Annotated in this window: 16 protein-coding genes and 1 pseudogene; 10 read left to right on the forward strand and 7 right to left on the reverse strand. The window is 69.1% G+C overall.

Features of this window, described 5'->3' with window-relative positions; translation table 11 throughout:
* Nucleotides 1-47: 47 nt before the first annotated feature.
* Nucleotides 48-266 carry a hypothetical protein gene (locus tag BFN33_RS52545; RefSeq protein WP_141757917.1) on the reverse strand — a complete coding sequence of 73 codons (219 nt, stop codon included), beginning with the start codon at nt 264-266 and terminating at the stop codon, nt 48-50.
* 36 nt (nt 267-302) lie between these two features.
* Nucleotides 303-1,004, reverse strand: a complete 702-nt coding sequence (locus BFN33_RS01010; RefSeq protein ID WP_370743226.1) for a hypothetical protein — start codon at nt 1,002-1,004, stop codon at nt 303-305.
* 187 nt (nt 1,005-1,191) lie between these two features.
* Here BFN33_RS01010 and BFN33_RS55330 point away from each other — a divergent pair, with 187 nt between their 5' ends.
* From BFN33_RS55330 to BFN33_RS01045, 7 genes are all read left to right on the forward strand, one after another.
* The gene (locus BFN33_RS55330; RefSeq protein ID WP_370743227.1) at nt 1,192-1,830 is read left to right on the forward strand and encodes a hypothetical protein; all 639 of its coding nucleotides are present in this window, start codon (nt 1,192-1,194) and stop codon (nt 1,828-1,830) included.
* Nucleotides 1,827-2,357, forward strand: a complete 531-nt coding sequence (locus BFN33_RS55335; RefSeq protein WP_370743228.1) for a tyrosine-type recombinase/integrase — start codon at nt 1,827-1,829, stop codon at nt 2,355-2,357. Before BFN33_RS55330 ends, BFN33_RS55335 begins: the two co-directional genes overlap by 4 nt.
* A 4-nt stretch (nt 2,358-2,361) precedes the next feature.
* The gene (locus tag BFN33_RS01020; protein WP_069757922.1) at nt 2,362-2,709 is read left to right on the forward strand and encodes a helix-turn-helix transcriptional regulator; all 348 of its coding nucleotides are present in this window, start codon (nt 2,362-2,364) and stop codon (nt 2,707-2,709) included.
* Nucleotides 2,710-2,726: 17 nt separating this feature from the next.
* The gene (locus BFN33_RS52550) at nt 2,727-4,928 is read left to right on the forward strand and encodes a hypothetical protein (protein ID WP_141757919.1); all 2,202 of its coding nucleotides are present in this window, start codon (nt 2,727-2,729) and stop codon (nt 4,926-4,928) included.
* 332 nt (nt 4,929-5,260) lie between these two features.
* Complete coding sequence (locus tag BFN33_RS01035; protein WP_069757925.1) at nt 5,261-6,097, forward strand: alpha/beta fold hydrolase; 837 nt, start codon at nt 5,261-5,263, stop codon at nt 6,095-6,097.
* Entirely contained in the window at nt 6,090-6,710 is a 621-nt protein-coding gene (locus tag BFN33_RS01040) for a TetR-like C-terminal domain-containing protein (protein WP_069757926.1), read from the forward strand. The genes BFN33_RS01035 and BFN33_RS01040 overlap by 8 nt, the downstream gene beginning before the upstream one ends.
* Before the next feature lie 112 nt (nt 6,711-6,822).
* Nucleotides 6,823-7,263, forward strand: a complete 441-nt coding sequence (locus tag BFN33_RS01045; RefSeq protein ID WP_069757927.1) for an SRPBCC domain-containing protein — start codon at nt 6,823-6,825, stop codon at nt 7,261-7,263.
* A gap of 135 nt (nt 7,264-7,398) precedes the next feature.
* On the opposite strand, the gene BFN33_RS51695 is transcribed toward BFN33_RS01045, so the two are convergent.
* Nucleotides 7,399-7,800: a hypothetical protein gene (locus BFN33_RS51695; RefSeq protein ID WP_370743229.1), complete on the reverse strand. Its 402-nt coding sequence runs from the start codon at nt 7,798-7,800 to the stop codon at nt 7,399-7,401.
* A gap of 134 nt (nt 7,801-7,934) precedes the next feature.
* On the opposite strand from BFN33_RS51695, the gene BFN33_RS53915 reads away from it, so the two are divergent.
* Nucleotides 7,935-8,516, forward strand: a complete 582-nt coding sequence (locus BFN33_RS53915) for a DUF6233 domain-containing protein (RefSeq protein ID WP_256122653.1) — start codon at nt 7,935-7,937, stop codon at nt 8,514-8,516.
* Nucleotides 8,517-8,616: 100 nt separating this feature from the next.
* Here BFN33_RS53915 and BFN33_RS01060 read toward each other — a convergent pair whose 3' ends face one another.
* The 3 genes and pseudogenes from BFN33_RS01060 to BFN33_RS49160 form a co-directional block, all read right to left on the reverse strand.
* Nucleotides 8,617-9,195 carry a GNAT family N-acetyltransferase gene (locus tag BFN33_RS01060; RefSeq protein ID WP_069757930.1) on the reverse strand — a complete coding sequence of 193 codons (579 nt, stop codon included), beginning with the start codon at nt 9,193-9,195 and terminating at the stop codon, nt 8,617-8,619.
* A gap of 47 nt (nt 9,196-9,242) precedes the next feature.
* Complete coding sequence (locus tag BFN33_RS01065) at nt 9,243-9,746, reverse strand: hypothetical protein (RefSeq protein WP_069757931.1); 504 nt, start codon at nt 9,744-9,746, stop codon at nt 9,243-9,245.
* Nucleotides 9,743-10,566: pseudogene (locus BFN33_RS49160) on the reverse strand (IS5 family transposase). Before BFN33_RS49160 ends, BFN33_RS01065 begins: the two are co-directional and overlap by 4 nt.
* Before the next feature lie 499 nt (nt 10,567-11,065).
* On the opposite strand from BFN33_RS49160, the gene BFN33_RS01080 reads away from it, so the two are divergent.
* On the forward strand, nt 11,066-11,374 hold the full coding sequence (locus tag BFN33_RS01080; RefSeq protein ID WP_069757932.1) for an IS30 family transposase: 309 nt from the start codon (nt 11,066-11,068) through the stop codon (nt 11,372-11,374).
* A gap of 48 nt (nt 11,375-11,422) precedes the next feature.
* Here BFN33_RS01080 and BFN33_RS01085 read toward each other — a convergent pair whose 3' ends face one another.
* A complete protein-coding gene (locus tag BFN33_RS01085) occupies nt 11,423-12,160 on the reverse strand; it encodes an SDR family oxidoreductase (protein ID WP_069758875.1) in 738 nt (245 codons plus the stop codon).
* Nucleotides 12,161-12,302: 142 nt separating this feature from the next.
* Between BFN33_RS01085 and BFN33_RS01090 the strand changes: the two genes are divergently transcribed.
* On the forward strand, nt 12,303-12,875 hold the full coding sequence (locus BFN33_RS01090) for a TetR/AcrR family transcriptional regulator (protein ID WP_069757933.1): 573 nt from the start codon (nt 12,303-12,305) through the stop codon (nt 12,873-12,875).
* Nucleotides 12,876-12,929 lie beyond the last annotated feature (54 nt).

Genomic DNA, 12,929 nt, shown 5'->3' on the forward strand with positions numbered 1-12,929 from the left:
TCGTAGGCGTCGAGCCCGGTCAGGGCGTAGTACCAGCCCTGGCGTTCCTACCAGTCGAGCCGGATCCCGCCGCGGCCGCTGGTGCGGGAGACGTCCCAGGCGAGAGTGATGTAGGTGGTCAGGCCGCGCTCGAGGCCGTGGTGGCTGGCCCGTACCGTGCCCGGCGGGATGCCGCGTGCGGTGAGGGCGTCGTCCAGGGCCTTCACGTAGGGCCAGTACGGCATCCCCCGCGGTGCGCCGCGCGGTCCTGGCGGGTCCAGCAGCACAGGTCTACCTCCAGCGGGAGCGGGTCGGGGGTGGGGTCATGAGGCGCGGCGGAAGACGGCGGCCGGGCCGATGACGCCGGGGCCGAACTTGTCGCGCACGCGGTCAATGGCGGTTTCGGCGGCGAGGCGATTCTCGCGGGCGTCATCGAGGGAGAGCTGCCGGGGCGCTTGGTCGGCGTCAATGAGATCCTCCCCTTTCAAGGCGATTCCGGTCAGGCGGCCGCGCTGCAGGCCGGCGGCGTCCATCAGCTGGTAGGCGAGCTGGCGCAGGTCGTCGTCATGCGCGGAGGGCGCGGTCAGGCGGCGGGTCTTCTCCCAGCTGCCGCCACCGGCGAACTTCAAGGTCAGCGTCAGCGCGCTGGCCACCTGGCCGCGGCCGCGCAGCCGGGTGCCGAGCCGGACGACCAGATCGAGCAGGGAAGCGCGCACGGCGGCGCCGTCCAGCGTGTGCTCATCGAAGCGGTGGCGCACGCTCGCCGTGGCAGGCAGGGCGCGGGGAACGACGGAGCGGGGGTCGATGCCGCGGGCCCGGTCGGCGGCCAGTCGGCCGGCCTTCCCGCCCAAAAGGCGCTGCATCGTCGCGGGCGGCACCGCGGCGAGCAGGCCCACGCAGTGGATGCCGTAGTCCCGCAGCACGGCCCCCTGCCGCGGACCGATCCCGTACAGGGCCTCGACCGGCAGCGGCCCGAGCCAGCCAGTGACGTCCTCGGGGGCGATCGCCAGGACCCCGCCCGGCACGGGGACCTGTCCGGAGGCGGTGGCGGCGATCGTGAAACTGGAGTACCGACGGGTTCGACCGCGTCCGGCTACCGGACGTTCGACCTGTTCATGCTGGTTGGCGAATCAGGAGTGACGTCCACTCGAAGGGTGAAGTTCTGCCAGTAACTCGCAGATTCCGCGAGCTGCTTGCGTAATTTGCATGTCCGTGGCGGATTCCGATACTCGCCGCTTCTCGCTGATCAGCGGGCGCGGCTCGCCAGGCCAGCCTCCCGGGCAGGAGGAGGGCCTAGCCGATGTCCTGACCCTTCAGCGCCGCGGTGTTCACCCGTCGTCGCGGGAGGCGGAGCAGGCGCTCTACCACGACACGCTCGCGGAGTACTGCTGGGCGCGGGATGTGGCGGGGCTGGCGCCGACGACCTTGAACCGCCTGGTGCAGCCGGTGATCGAGGTGTGCACTTTCTACGACGTCCTGCCCTGGGAGCTGTCGCCGCGGCAGCTGGACCAGTACTTCGCCGGGGCGGGCAAGCGCGGTCACACCACGGTCCGCAAGAAGATCACCGGCATCGATCTGTACTTCGCGTTCCTCGAACAGCGGTATGCCGGGGAGATCCGGCGGCGGTTCGGAGCGGTGGTGGAGTCACCGGTCGATGCATTCAACCGGCCTCGGCACCGCGGGGACCTCGGGCTGCGGATCCCGCCCTCGCGCGCGGAGATGACGGCGTTCTTCGCCGCGTGGCGCCAGGAACTGGGCTCGGCGCGCAAGTATCCGGTCGCGGTCCGCAACTACGTGATGGCCAAGACCGTTACGTCTCCGGGGTGCGGGCAACCGAGTTGTGCCTGGTGAGGCTGGGTGACCTGCACTGGAACAATGGCCAATGGGGCCGCTTCCTCGTCAAGGGCAAGGGCAAGGGCGCGCGCGGGTCGGGCCCGCGGGAGCGCGAGGCGTTCATGTTCGCGGAGGGCCGCGAGCTGCTGTGGTGGTACATCGAGGAGGTCCGGGGTCTGTTCCCGGACGATGCGCTGGATCCGTACGCTCCGCTGTTTCCTTCCGAGCGGCTGCCGACTGCGCTGGGTGCCGAGGTAGCGGTCGCGCCGCCGGTCTGTGCCGACACCTTCCGCCGGTCGCTGCGCGCCGCGTCGCTCGCCCATCTGAAGGGCACGGTGACGGTGCTGTTCCCGCATCTGCTGCGGCACGCCTGCGCGACGCACAACTACGAGTCGGGGATGCCGCTTTGGGACGTTCAAGTGCTGCTGGGGCATACCTGGCCGACCACGACGGTCGGCTATCTGGCGAGTGCGAAGGCGGACCCGGAGCGGGCCAGTCTGGAGTCGTCCCGGCGCGCGGTGCGCCGGCTGAGCGGGGAGACGTGAGGGCGTGAAGTGGAATCTGCGCTGGGTGGCGGCCAGGCAGGACATCTGGAGACCCAGTGACCTGAAGACTGCGTTCGAGGCGGTCGGGTTCACCCCGTCACTGAGCAAGGTGTGCGCGTTGTGGTCGGCCCGGCCGGTGACCGTGAGGCTGGACGATCTCGACATGATCTGTGCCGCGCTGAAGTGCACGGTCGCCGATCTGATGGAGGCCGAGCCGCTCGCCGGCGGCGAATCCGGAGAGCAGGAGGGGCAGCGGGCGGTCGGCCAGGGCCCGGGCGCGGGCAGCGGCGGGCGGCCGGTGCCGAAGCAGAGCGGCGGCAAGGGCGCCGTACGGCGCCTGCCGCCGAACTGAGCAGGGGGGTGGCACGGGTGAACCGGCCTGGCTCGTGCGGCCTGTGCGCGATCTGGGGCACCATCACGGGCTCCGGCCTGTGCTACGAGTGCCGCGGCGGCCGCTACGAGAGGGCCAAGGGAGGGCTGCGGGAGGCCGTCTGCCGCCGGTGCGGCTGGCCGGGGATCGTCGGCGCGGACGGCACCTGCCGGGGATGCCGGATCGCGGTCCGGCTCGGTCAGGCTCCGGCGTGGATGCATGCCGAGTTCGAAAGGCGCGACCTGCCCGCCGGACGGCCGCTGCAACTGGCCGTGCGCATCGAGGGGCTGGCGCTGAACAGCAACCCGCTGCGCAACCGCGTCGCCACAGGCCCGCGGCAGAGGCTCGCGCCGTGGGCCCGCGGCCGGGTATCGCCGGCCCCCGACGACCCCGTGGTGTGCGTGGAGGAAGTCCCCTGCCAGCTCGGGCTGTTCGCGCCCTGGCCCAGGACCTTCACCCGCGCCCACGGCCAGCGCATCCGCGGCCGGACCATCCTCGACTTCCCCGAGGTCCAGGCGGTGCTCCAGGAGATGGCCGCCGAACGCCGCGTCGGGCAGACCTGGCACTTCCACACCGAGGAGGGCGCCCGGCTCGCGCTGGCCGCCCGGCCTCCGGATGAGCGCCTGATGCACCCTGAGACGCTCGCGGATCTCCCGCAGATGGCGCCGACCCTGCACGAGGCCCTGATGCGGGCCGGGCTACTCGCGCCGCCGCGGCGGCGGCTGGTGCCCTCCTGGATGTCCGCCGGCCTGGGCAGCTGTCGCGAGTGCCTGGCCTGGACGAACGAGCGGGACCAGCGGTGCGCGCCCTGCCTGGACTGGGGCGCCGGCCGCCAGGCTGCCCCGTGCCACCGGTGCGGCCGGTGGCTGCCGTTGCGCGACGACCACTGCCGGCGATGCGTGCTCACCGTCGCGGAGACAGATTACGACCTCGACGGCACCCGTCTGGACGGCGGCGACCAGCTCTGGTTCGGCGGGCCCCTTGCTCCGCGCAGCAGGGAAGGCGGCCTCTATGGGCGCCGCCGTCTCCAGCGCAAGCGCCGTGAAGCCATCCGTGCCTCGCGGGCCGCCCGCCCTGTTTCAGAACATCTCGCGCTGCCTGGCCAGCTGGAGCTCTTCCACCTGTCGCGCGACTGGACCCGCCTGGCGGAACGACACCTCCCGGCCCTGACCCCGGCCGCCCGGATCCTGCTGAACGGGTTCGTCGCCCACATCAAGAGCCGCGGCTGGGATGCCGGCCGCATGAACGGGAGCATTCGCACCCTGCGCGTCCTGCTCGCCCACCTCGGAGCCGACGCCCCGCTGCCGGAGGGGGACGTGCGGCTGATCGCACGCCGCAAGCACTTCCACGGCGCCCGCGTCATCAACTACCTGCGCCTGACCGGACGTCTCGCCCCCGACTGGCACTCGGATGCAGCTCTGGCCCGGGCCCGGCACCTCGCCGACACCGCCCCCGCCTCGTTCCGCGCCCCGCTCAACCGGTGGATCGATGTCATGTGCGGCACGGCTCCACGCCCCAGTCGGCCACTCGCCCCGTCGACCGTCTGCTCCTACCTGCGCCTGGCCGCGCCCCCGCTGCGCACCTGGTACGAGGACGGCGTCACCGATCTGCGGGCCGTCACCCGTACCCACATCGAGCAGGCGCTCGAACCGATACACGGAGAAGCCGCCAAGTCCCGGGCCACCGCCCTGCGCTCACTGTTCCGGGCCCTCAAACGCGAAAAGCTCATCTTCCGCGACCCGGCCCGCACTGTCTCCCTGACCACCGCCGTCGTGTTGCCACGACCGCTGGCCGACGACATGCTGCGCGGCGCTCTCGACCGCCTCTCCAACCCACGCGACCGGCTCAGCTTCGCACTCGCCGCCGTACATGGCTCTGAGCACCCACGACCAGCGCCATCTGCTGCTGGACGACCTCGACCACCGCCGCGCCATCCTCCGCGTGCGCCGCACCGGCAAGCCCGTCCACACCGTCTACCTGGACGAACTCACCTACCGCCTGGCACGGCAGTGGCTGGCCGAACGCCACCGACGCTGGCCCGCCACCACCAGCCCATACCTGCTGGTCACTGCCCATACCGCCACCGACGACACCCAGCCCCCGGTGTCGATCCAGGCGATCAACAAGCCCCTGCGCGCCCACGGCCACCAGGCGGGCCGCCTGCGTGTGGACCTCATCCTCAACGAGGCCCAGCACACTGACGACCCCCTCCACCTCATCCGCCTCTTCGGTCTCTCTCCCCGCACCGCCATGAAGTACATCCACGCCGCGCACCCGCACCGCAGCCAGAGCGACCCGATCATGTCCTGAGCAGCACGGGCTGTAGGAATGTGAGGTGCTTGGGCACTCCGACCTGGAACGTTGCGGTGATGAGGGTCCCAGTAGTTCTCGCGGAAAACAGCACTACGCCGTGCGGCAGCCCATCGCTCCGGGCTCGGACCCCGATCGAGCGCGGCTGGGTGAGGCGTTGACCCTCGTAGCTAATGTGACTAGTCTACAGCTAACGACATTAGCTACTTTGTTGGAGGACGGCATGACCGAGCACCTGAGGATCGGCAAGAACACCATCGCCTTCGACGTGACCGGGGAAGGTCCCCTGGTCGTGTTGGCGCACGGTATCGGCGACAGCCGGCACTCCTACCGCTTCCTCGTTCCCGGCCTGGTGGCCGCCGGTTACCGGGTCGCGAACGTCGACATCCGCGGGTGCGGTGAGTCCAGCCTCGGCTGGGACGGTTACAGCCGCACCGACATCGCCGGAGATCTGGTCGCCGTCGTGCGTCACCTCGGCGGCCCGGCCGTGATCATCGGGCAGTCGATCAGCGGCGGCGCCGCGACCATCGCGGCCGCCACTGCGCCCGACGTGATCAGCGGAGTGATCGAGCTGGCTCCGTTCACCCGTGCACAGCCGGTCGACCTGGGCGGGCTGATCCGGGTCAAGCGTTTCCGGACCGGGTACACGCGGATGGCAATGGTCATCGTCCGGGGACGCCTGGCGGACTGGAAGAAGTACCTCGACGTGGCCTACCCGGCCAAACCCGCCGACTGGAACAGCGAACTGGCCCGCATAGAGGCCACGCTGAGTGAACCCGGCCGGATGAAGGCCCTGCAGGACATGTGCAAGTCCAAGCCCACCGACGCCGGCACCCAGCTCGCCCACGTCACCTGCCCGGTCCTGGTCGTCGAAGGCAGCCTGGACCCCGACTGGGCCGACCCCCGCGCCGAAGGGGCGAAGATCATCGCCGACCTGCCCGCCGGCCTCGGCGAGCTGGCCGTGATCGACGGCGCTGGCCACTACCCGCACGCCCAGACCCCCGACCAGGTCCTCGCGCTGGCCCTGCCGTTCCTGGCCAAGGCGGCCGGCCGTGCCTAGGGCCGGACTCACCGCCACGGCAGTCACCGAAGCCGCCGCCGCCCTGGTCGACGAGGTCGGGTTCGACCAGCTCGGCATGGGCCTGGTCGCCGAACGGCTCGGAGTCAAAACCCCCTCGCTGTACAAACACGTCACCGGCCAGACCGACCTCGCCCACCGGATCGCCATCCTGGCCATGAACCAGTGCGCCGACGCCATCCGCGACGCCATCCAGGGCCGGTCCGGCACCGAAGCCCTGGCCCGCGGCGCACAGGCGATGCGGACGTTCGTCAAGGACCACCACGGCCGATACGCCGCAGCCAACGCCGCCCGCCCGACGGGACCCGACGACCCCCTCATCGACGCCCTCAACCGGGTGGTCGACTCCTGGGCCGCCATGCTCCACGGCTACCACATCGACCCCGACCAGCAGATCCACGCGCTGCGGATGCTCCGCACCGTCCTGCACGGATACGCATCCCTGGAAGCAGCCGGCGGGTTCCAGTTCGCCACTGACATCGACGACAGCTTCACCTGGATGATCGACTTCATCGACCACGGCCTGCAGGAGACCACGGCCACCAGCACCCACAGCGCCCTCTCCCGCACGACCGCGCCGGACGTGACGCTCTGACCGTCGTGCACTGCGCTCCACGCCATTCCCCGGCCCCACCGAGCACCGGTGGACCACCCGCCTGACCAACCCCCACCCCTCCCTCCCSCACCAGCCAGAAGTGGAAACCACCATGAAGCCGGTCCTCACCGCCGTTATTGACATCGACGCCACCCCACAAGCGGTGTGGGACGTCCTCACCGACTTCGCCGCCTACGGCGAGTGGAGCACCTTCTCCGCAGCCGAGGGAACCGCTCAAGTGGGAAGCCGGCTCACGATGCGCATGCCGGGCATGACCTTCAGGCCCACGGTCACCGTCGCGACGCCTGGCCAGGAACTGCGGTGGGTCGGCACGCTCGGCATCAAGCAGCTGTTCCACGGCCAGCACTCCTTCGTCCTTTCCCCCAACCACGACGGCACCACCCGCCTGACCAACCACGAGGAATTCTCCGGCGCCCTGGTCACCCTGATCCGGCCCTTCCTCAGAACACCCAAAAAAGACGGGTACGCCACCTTCAACACCGGCCTCAAGCAGCGGGTGGAAGACCGCACCGAGCTCAGGCCGGGTGCGTGAGGTGGCGGTGTCGCGGGATCGGGAAGGCCGCCGCGATGCCCTGCCCCATCTCTCATACTGCTGACCTCTGCGGTGAAACTGGCCCGCCACGGTGACTCGTAGCGGAGCCTCACGTGGAAGAAGACCGCCAAGTCACTACACCCTCCCGAGCACAGGCCGTACGAACCCCTGCCGCCTCAACCGGCTGGACGATCGGCGTCTCAACGTCAGGTGGCCAGCCAGTTCGCTGCCCTGGGCCCTCGGGAATCCGCGAACCTGTCGGCTTCTGGAAGGGCTGATGCCGACGCGGACGTCGGTGCCCAGGCGGGAGATCGTCCTGATGCGCAGCACCTCCCCCAGCCGCAGGGCATCGACGCCGTGGAAGCGCAGCGCTCCGCGCAAGTCCACCAGGGCCGCGGTGGGCGGCAGTGCCTGCACCATCGGCGACAGCCCGGACAGTTCCTCCAGCACCTGCCGGAAGGTCCCCTCCGGTAGCCGGTCCGGGCAGCGCACATGCATGACCACACCGTTCCTGCCCGCCGTCGCGCGCGTGCTCATCGGCCTCACCTCCCCCACCACGTTATCGAACATCAAATCGAACACGCGAGGGCGCGAGCGGTGATCATGAGCCTAGAATCAAAACTGTGTTCGATGATCTGCCGCCCGACCTGGAGCGACTGCGCACCCTGCGGGTGTGGCATGCCCTGTGGCTGGACCGCATCGACGCGAAGATCACTCTGCTGGAGCGCCGCAAGGCAGAAGAGGAACACGGTCGACGCACCCGGCCGCAGACGCCGGAGTGGGTCGTCGAGGTCGGCATCGGCAACGGCAAGCCGCCCGTCCAGGTCCACGCCGGCACCTGCCACATGATCGGCTCGCGGCGCCGCCCCGTCAGCCGCGACGAAGCCCGCCGCCTCCTGGCCGAAGGATTGCGCGCCTGCACCCACTGCCATCCCGACACCCAGCTGCACATCATCGACTTAGCCGCCCCGGCCTCCGCGGCGCGGCAGCACCGGCCTGTCCGGCGAACGCGTCGCGGCCTGAGCGCGGTGCGCCGCCTGCCAGCGCAAGCCCCACAAGTACGGCAGTGGCGGCCTCCCGCTGTGCCACTGGTGCATGGAGTCAGTGCGGGGGCTGGGGATCGACCGTGCGCTTCGTCAGCACGCGCCCGTAGGAGTAGGCCGCCCGCCGGCAGCCAGGTCCACAAACCACCCGGTCATCCACCTGGACGCACCGAGCCCAGACCAGGTCCATACTTGAGGTGTAGTCCTTAGAGGGCGAGATGTGAGCCTTTATCCGGTTCGTCGTTGAGTTTGGATGAGGCGCAGTGATCATTGGTTCGGGGCGTCGATACCAGGTGCCGGGCGGTGAGACTCAGCGGGCGGGAGCCGGCCCAGACGACGGCCGCCACTCGCGCCTGAGCAGCCCGTAGACCCACGAGTCAGAGACCTCGCCGTTGACGACGCAGTCTTCTCGCAAGGTCCCTTCACGCAGGAAGCCGAGCTTCTCCAGCACGCGGGCAGATGCCACGTTGCGCGTATCGGCTTCAGCCTGGACGCGATTCAGGTCCAGCGTGTCGAATGCCCACTGCAGCAAAGCGCGCCCGGCCTCGGTCGCGTAGCCGTGGCCCCACGCTGCATCGTCGAAGCAGTAGCCAAGCGACGCGCTGCGGAAGTCCGGATTCCACCTGTTCAGGGTGCACCAGCCGATGAACGCCCCGTCGTAGACACGATCCACGGCCAGCCGCGCCCCGGTGCCTTCCTTTTCCATCTCTCGGCAACGGGTGATGAACTTCTCGGCGCGCGCGCGTTCGGTCCACGGTGGATCGTCCCAGTAGCGCAGCACGTAGGCGTTGCTCTGCAGCGCGAACAGGTCGTTCGCGTCCGCGTTTTCGAAGGCACGCAGTCGAAGACGAGCGGTCTGCAACGAGGGGGTGGGCAGCGGCGTACTCATGTTCCATCCCGTGATCGGTGGCCGATCAATCAGACATCCGATGCAGCTCACTCGCAACGGGTTTCCTCGGCGGGCCGGCAGAACGACGTGAGGGGGCCGATGGTGGGTTTGTCGGGCGGTTGCGGTCGCGGCCTGGTGAACAGTCCCGGCTCGGTCTCATCGAGGATTCCGCGCCCGGTCAGGCGCTTCAGTTTGATGCGGACGTTGTTGATGTTGTTCGGCACGAGGTCCAGGTCCATCGCCTCGCACACGTTCCTCGCCCGTAGCGGAGCGTCGGCCTCGGTGAACACGGCCATGATCTGCTGGTAGGCGGGGCCGTTCGGCAGGGCCGGAGGCGGTGTGGCCGGTACCGAGGGCGTTTCGTCGGGCAGTTCCAGGAGCGTCTTGCGGGTGATCGTGATGTGCTCGGCGGCCTGGGCGAGTCCGTCCAGCAGCGCGGTCAGCTGCGCGATCTGCTCGTGAGCGGCCTCCGCTTCCACAGCGATCTGCCGCTCGCGGACCTCCAGACGTGCCAGCAGGGCACCGAGGGTCTGCTGTGGGTCGCCGCTCATGCGCCGCGCCAGGACGGGGTGGAGGTGCCGGTCAGTCGACGGGTCATCACATCGCTTATCGCCCAGTACACCCGGGACTCGGAGCTGGCCGAGCGGTGTTCGTAGTCGCGGACCAGCCTGCGGTGCAGCATCAAGATCCCGTTGGTCTACTCGACTCTCCAGCGGATCGGCTGCGGGACGAAGCCGTGGTCGGCTGGGTTGCGCTCGACGACCTCCACCGCGATGCCCAGGCCGACGCCGTGGTCGACCACGGTCTTCTTGAACCCCTGGTCCACCGGCGCCCTCGTCACCGTGGAGGTCCCCGCGGCGACCTTGTCCAGCAACGCGGTACCGAAGGCGTTGTCGTGCACGGAAGCGGCCAGCACCACCACGGCGATCACCAGGCCCAGCACGTCAACGGCCAGCCCCCGCTTGCGACCCGGCACCTTCTTGGCCGCGTCCCGCCCGGTCGTGGCCGCGGGTACGCACGCGGCGGCATGCAGACTCTGTGTGTCGAGCACCACCAGGCTCGGGTCGGCTAATCGTCCCCGGCTCTCACGCACCTGCCAGCGCAGCAGGTCATGGATGACCTCGTCGGTGCCGTCGTCGCGCCATAGAAGTACTTCACCGCGCCGGGCGGTGGCAGGTCGTGGGGCAGGTAGTCCCATTGGCAGCCGGTCCGCGACTGGTACAGGAGCGCGTTGACGATCTCTCGCATCTCGTAGCTGCCCTGGTGGCCGCTGACGGACGGGTGCTTCGCCTTCCATGCAGTGGTCACCGGCTCGATCAGCGCCCAGCGTTCATCGGATAAATCGCTCTTGTAGGGCTTGCGGTCGCTCACCCCGTCACTCCAGCACGGCCAAGCCCATCGACCGGCTGGGAGTTCCCACAGTCACACGATCGGGCGAAACCGAACCGGACATCAAGTCACGTACCGCCCTCTTAAAGCCCTCTCCCGGAAGGGAGGGAGACCGCGATGAGTGCAAATTGCGCAGCGCCCGCGCAGTCTGCGCAACAGCAACGGCTGGAACACCATCGTCAAGGACTCATGATCATGGCGATCAGCCGGAAGTTCAAAGCCAGCGCCGTCGCGGCCGCGCTCGTGGCTGGCGCAGGCACCGCACTGCTCGGCTGTGGCGGCTCCTCCTCGCAGGCCGCAGCCACTCTGCCGCAGCAGCAGGTGACCGTGAAAGAGTTCAACGCCTGGGCAACTGCATGGCGCAATCACCCCACCGTCAAGGCGCTGGTTGTCGACGAGATGGGTGTTCGTGATCTAGCGGCTACCGACCGAGCGGGTCACCCCGCACCGCACCCGGAGCCTTTTCGGCATCCCGGCCCACGTGCGGTGGACGCTCACCTGGGACCGCGGCCGGGAGATCGCCGAGCACCAGGCCATCACCACCGAGACCAGGATGCCGATCTGCCTCTGCAAGCCGCGGAGCCCGTGGCAACGCGGCACCAACGAGAACAGCAACCGGCCGCTTCGGCAGTACCTCCCCAAGGGCGCCGACCTCCGCACGTTCAGCCAGGCCGACCTGGACGCCATCGCTCACGAACTCAACCACCGTCCGCGCAAGACACACGACCACCGCACTCCGGCGGAGGTCTACGCGGGCCTCCTGAACAGCAGTGATGCGCTGACCGCTTGAGCTCGCCATCGTTTGGCGGCAGGTGGGCCCGGGCGTTCCGTGGGCTTGTCAGGCTTGCACGGTGGGCCGGACGACGATCTCGTTGACGTCGACTCCGGCGGGTTGCTCGATCGCATAGCCGATGGCGGAGGCGATGGCGGACGGAGGCATGGCGATCTCGTCGCGCATCTTGGTCATCGCAGAGGCGACCTCGAGGCTGGCCCCCTTGCCGACGCCTTCGGTGTGGGTGAAGCCGGGCGATACGACAGTCACACTCAGGTCGGGTCCCGACTCCTGGCGCAGGCCCTCGGAGATCACGTTCACCGCCGCCTTGGTGGCCGCGTACACGGCCTGCGGGGGGACGACGACGTAGGCCGCGGTGGAGCTGACGTTGACGAAGTGACCGAAGCCCTGTCGGCGGAAGAGGGGAAGGGCCGCGCCTATACCGTTGAGCAGGCCGGTGATGTGGGTGGAGACCATGGCGTCCCAGTCGTCCTGGCGCAGGTCGTCGAACGGGGAGACGGCCATCGTGCCTGCGTTGGAGATGAGGACATCGAGGCGGCCGTACTCCTCGATCGCCGTGTCTGTGAGGCGCCGGAGGTCTTCGCGGCGTGTGACGTCGACGAGGACGCCTGTCGCGGTTCCGCCCCTGGCCGTGATGCCGTCCACAACGGCGTTCAGCCGGTCCTCGCGTCGGGCACCGAGCACGAGGTGGGCTCCCTTTTCGGCGAGGAAGTTCGCGGTGGCCTCGCCGATACCGCTGCTGGCGCCCGTGATCGCGATGACCTTGCCCTGGATGATCGACATGATCATTTCCTTAGGTGGAGTATGCGCAGGTCACCTTGTGACCTACAGTGGAAGCGGGGATGTCCCCACTTCCTCGAAGGTAAACGGGGACATCCCCACTTAGCAAGTCGAGACAGACTCAAGGCAAGGAGATACGACAGCGATGGCCGACCAGGGGCACCGCCCGTTGCGGGCCGACGCCCAACGCAACAGGGACAAGATCCTCACTACTGCGGCGCGCGTGTTCACCACGGAGGGCCTGGATGCGCAGATGGACCGCATCGCCAAGGAGGCGGGTGTGGGCAACGCAACCCTGTACCGCAACTTCCCCACTCGCGAAATCCTGGTCGAGGCGGTCTACCGCAACGAGGTAGTGCAGCTGTGCGACGCAGTCCTCCCCCTGCTTGCGCAGAAATCACCCTACGAGGCCCTGCGCGCGTGGACGCGCCTCTTCCTGGACTACGTCACTACGAAGTACGGCATGATCGACGCCTTGCGAGCCATCGCCGCGGCGGGAAGCAATCCCTATGGCCACAGCAGGGAGATGATCCAGGAGGCCGTCGCCACCCTCATGGAGGCGTGCACGGCAGCCGGAACGATCCGAACCGACATTCCCCCCACCGACATCAGCGCAGCCCTCGAAGGCATCGCCCTCACCTCAGCGGGCACCGAACACCGACAGCAAGCGGAACGCCTGCTCGACCTCGTCTTGGACGGCCTCAAGACCCGTCCGTGAAGAACCCGTCCGTGAAGACCCATGGCCACTCGCTCTGACCGAGCAAGGACCCAG

Source organism: Streptomyces sp. LUP47B (genome assembly GCF_001746295.1).
GTDB lineage: Bacteria > Actinomycetota > Actinomycetes > Streptomycetales > Streptomycetaceae > Streptomyces.

Coding starts and splice junctions, on each gene's coding strand:
- BFN33_RS01035 (WP_069757925.1), top strand. CDS start 5,261: ATGACCGAGCACCTGAGGATCGGCAAGAACACCATCGCCTTCGACGTG.
- BFN33_RS01045 (WP_069757927.1), top strand. CDS start 6,823: ATGAAGCCGGTCCTCACCGCCGTTATTGACATCGACGCCACCCCACAA.
- BFN33_RS51695 (WP_370743229.1), bottom strand. CDS start 7,800: ATGAGCACGCGCGCGACGGCGGGCAGGAACGGTGTGGTCATGCATGTG.
- BFN33_RS01060 (WP_069757930.1), bottom strand. CDS start 9,195: ATGAGTACGCCGCTGCCCACCCCCTCGTTGCAGACCGCTCGTCTTCGA.
- BFN33_RS01065 (WP_069757931.1), bottom strand. CDS start 9,746: ATGAGCGGCGACCCACAGCAGACCCTCGGTGCCCTGCTGGCACGTCTG.
- BFN33_RS01085 (WP_069758875.1), bottom strand. CDS start 12,160: ATGTCGATCATCCAGGGCAAGGTCATCGCGATCACGGGCGCCAGCAGC.
- BFN33_RS01090 (WP_069757933.1), top strand. CDS start 12,303: ATGGCCGACCAGGGGCACCGCCCGTTGCGGGCCGACGCCCAACGCAAC.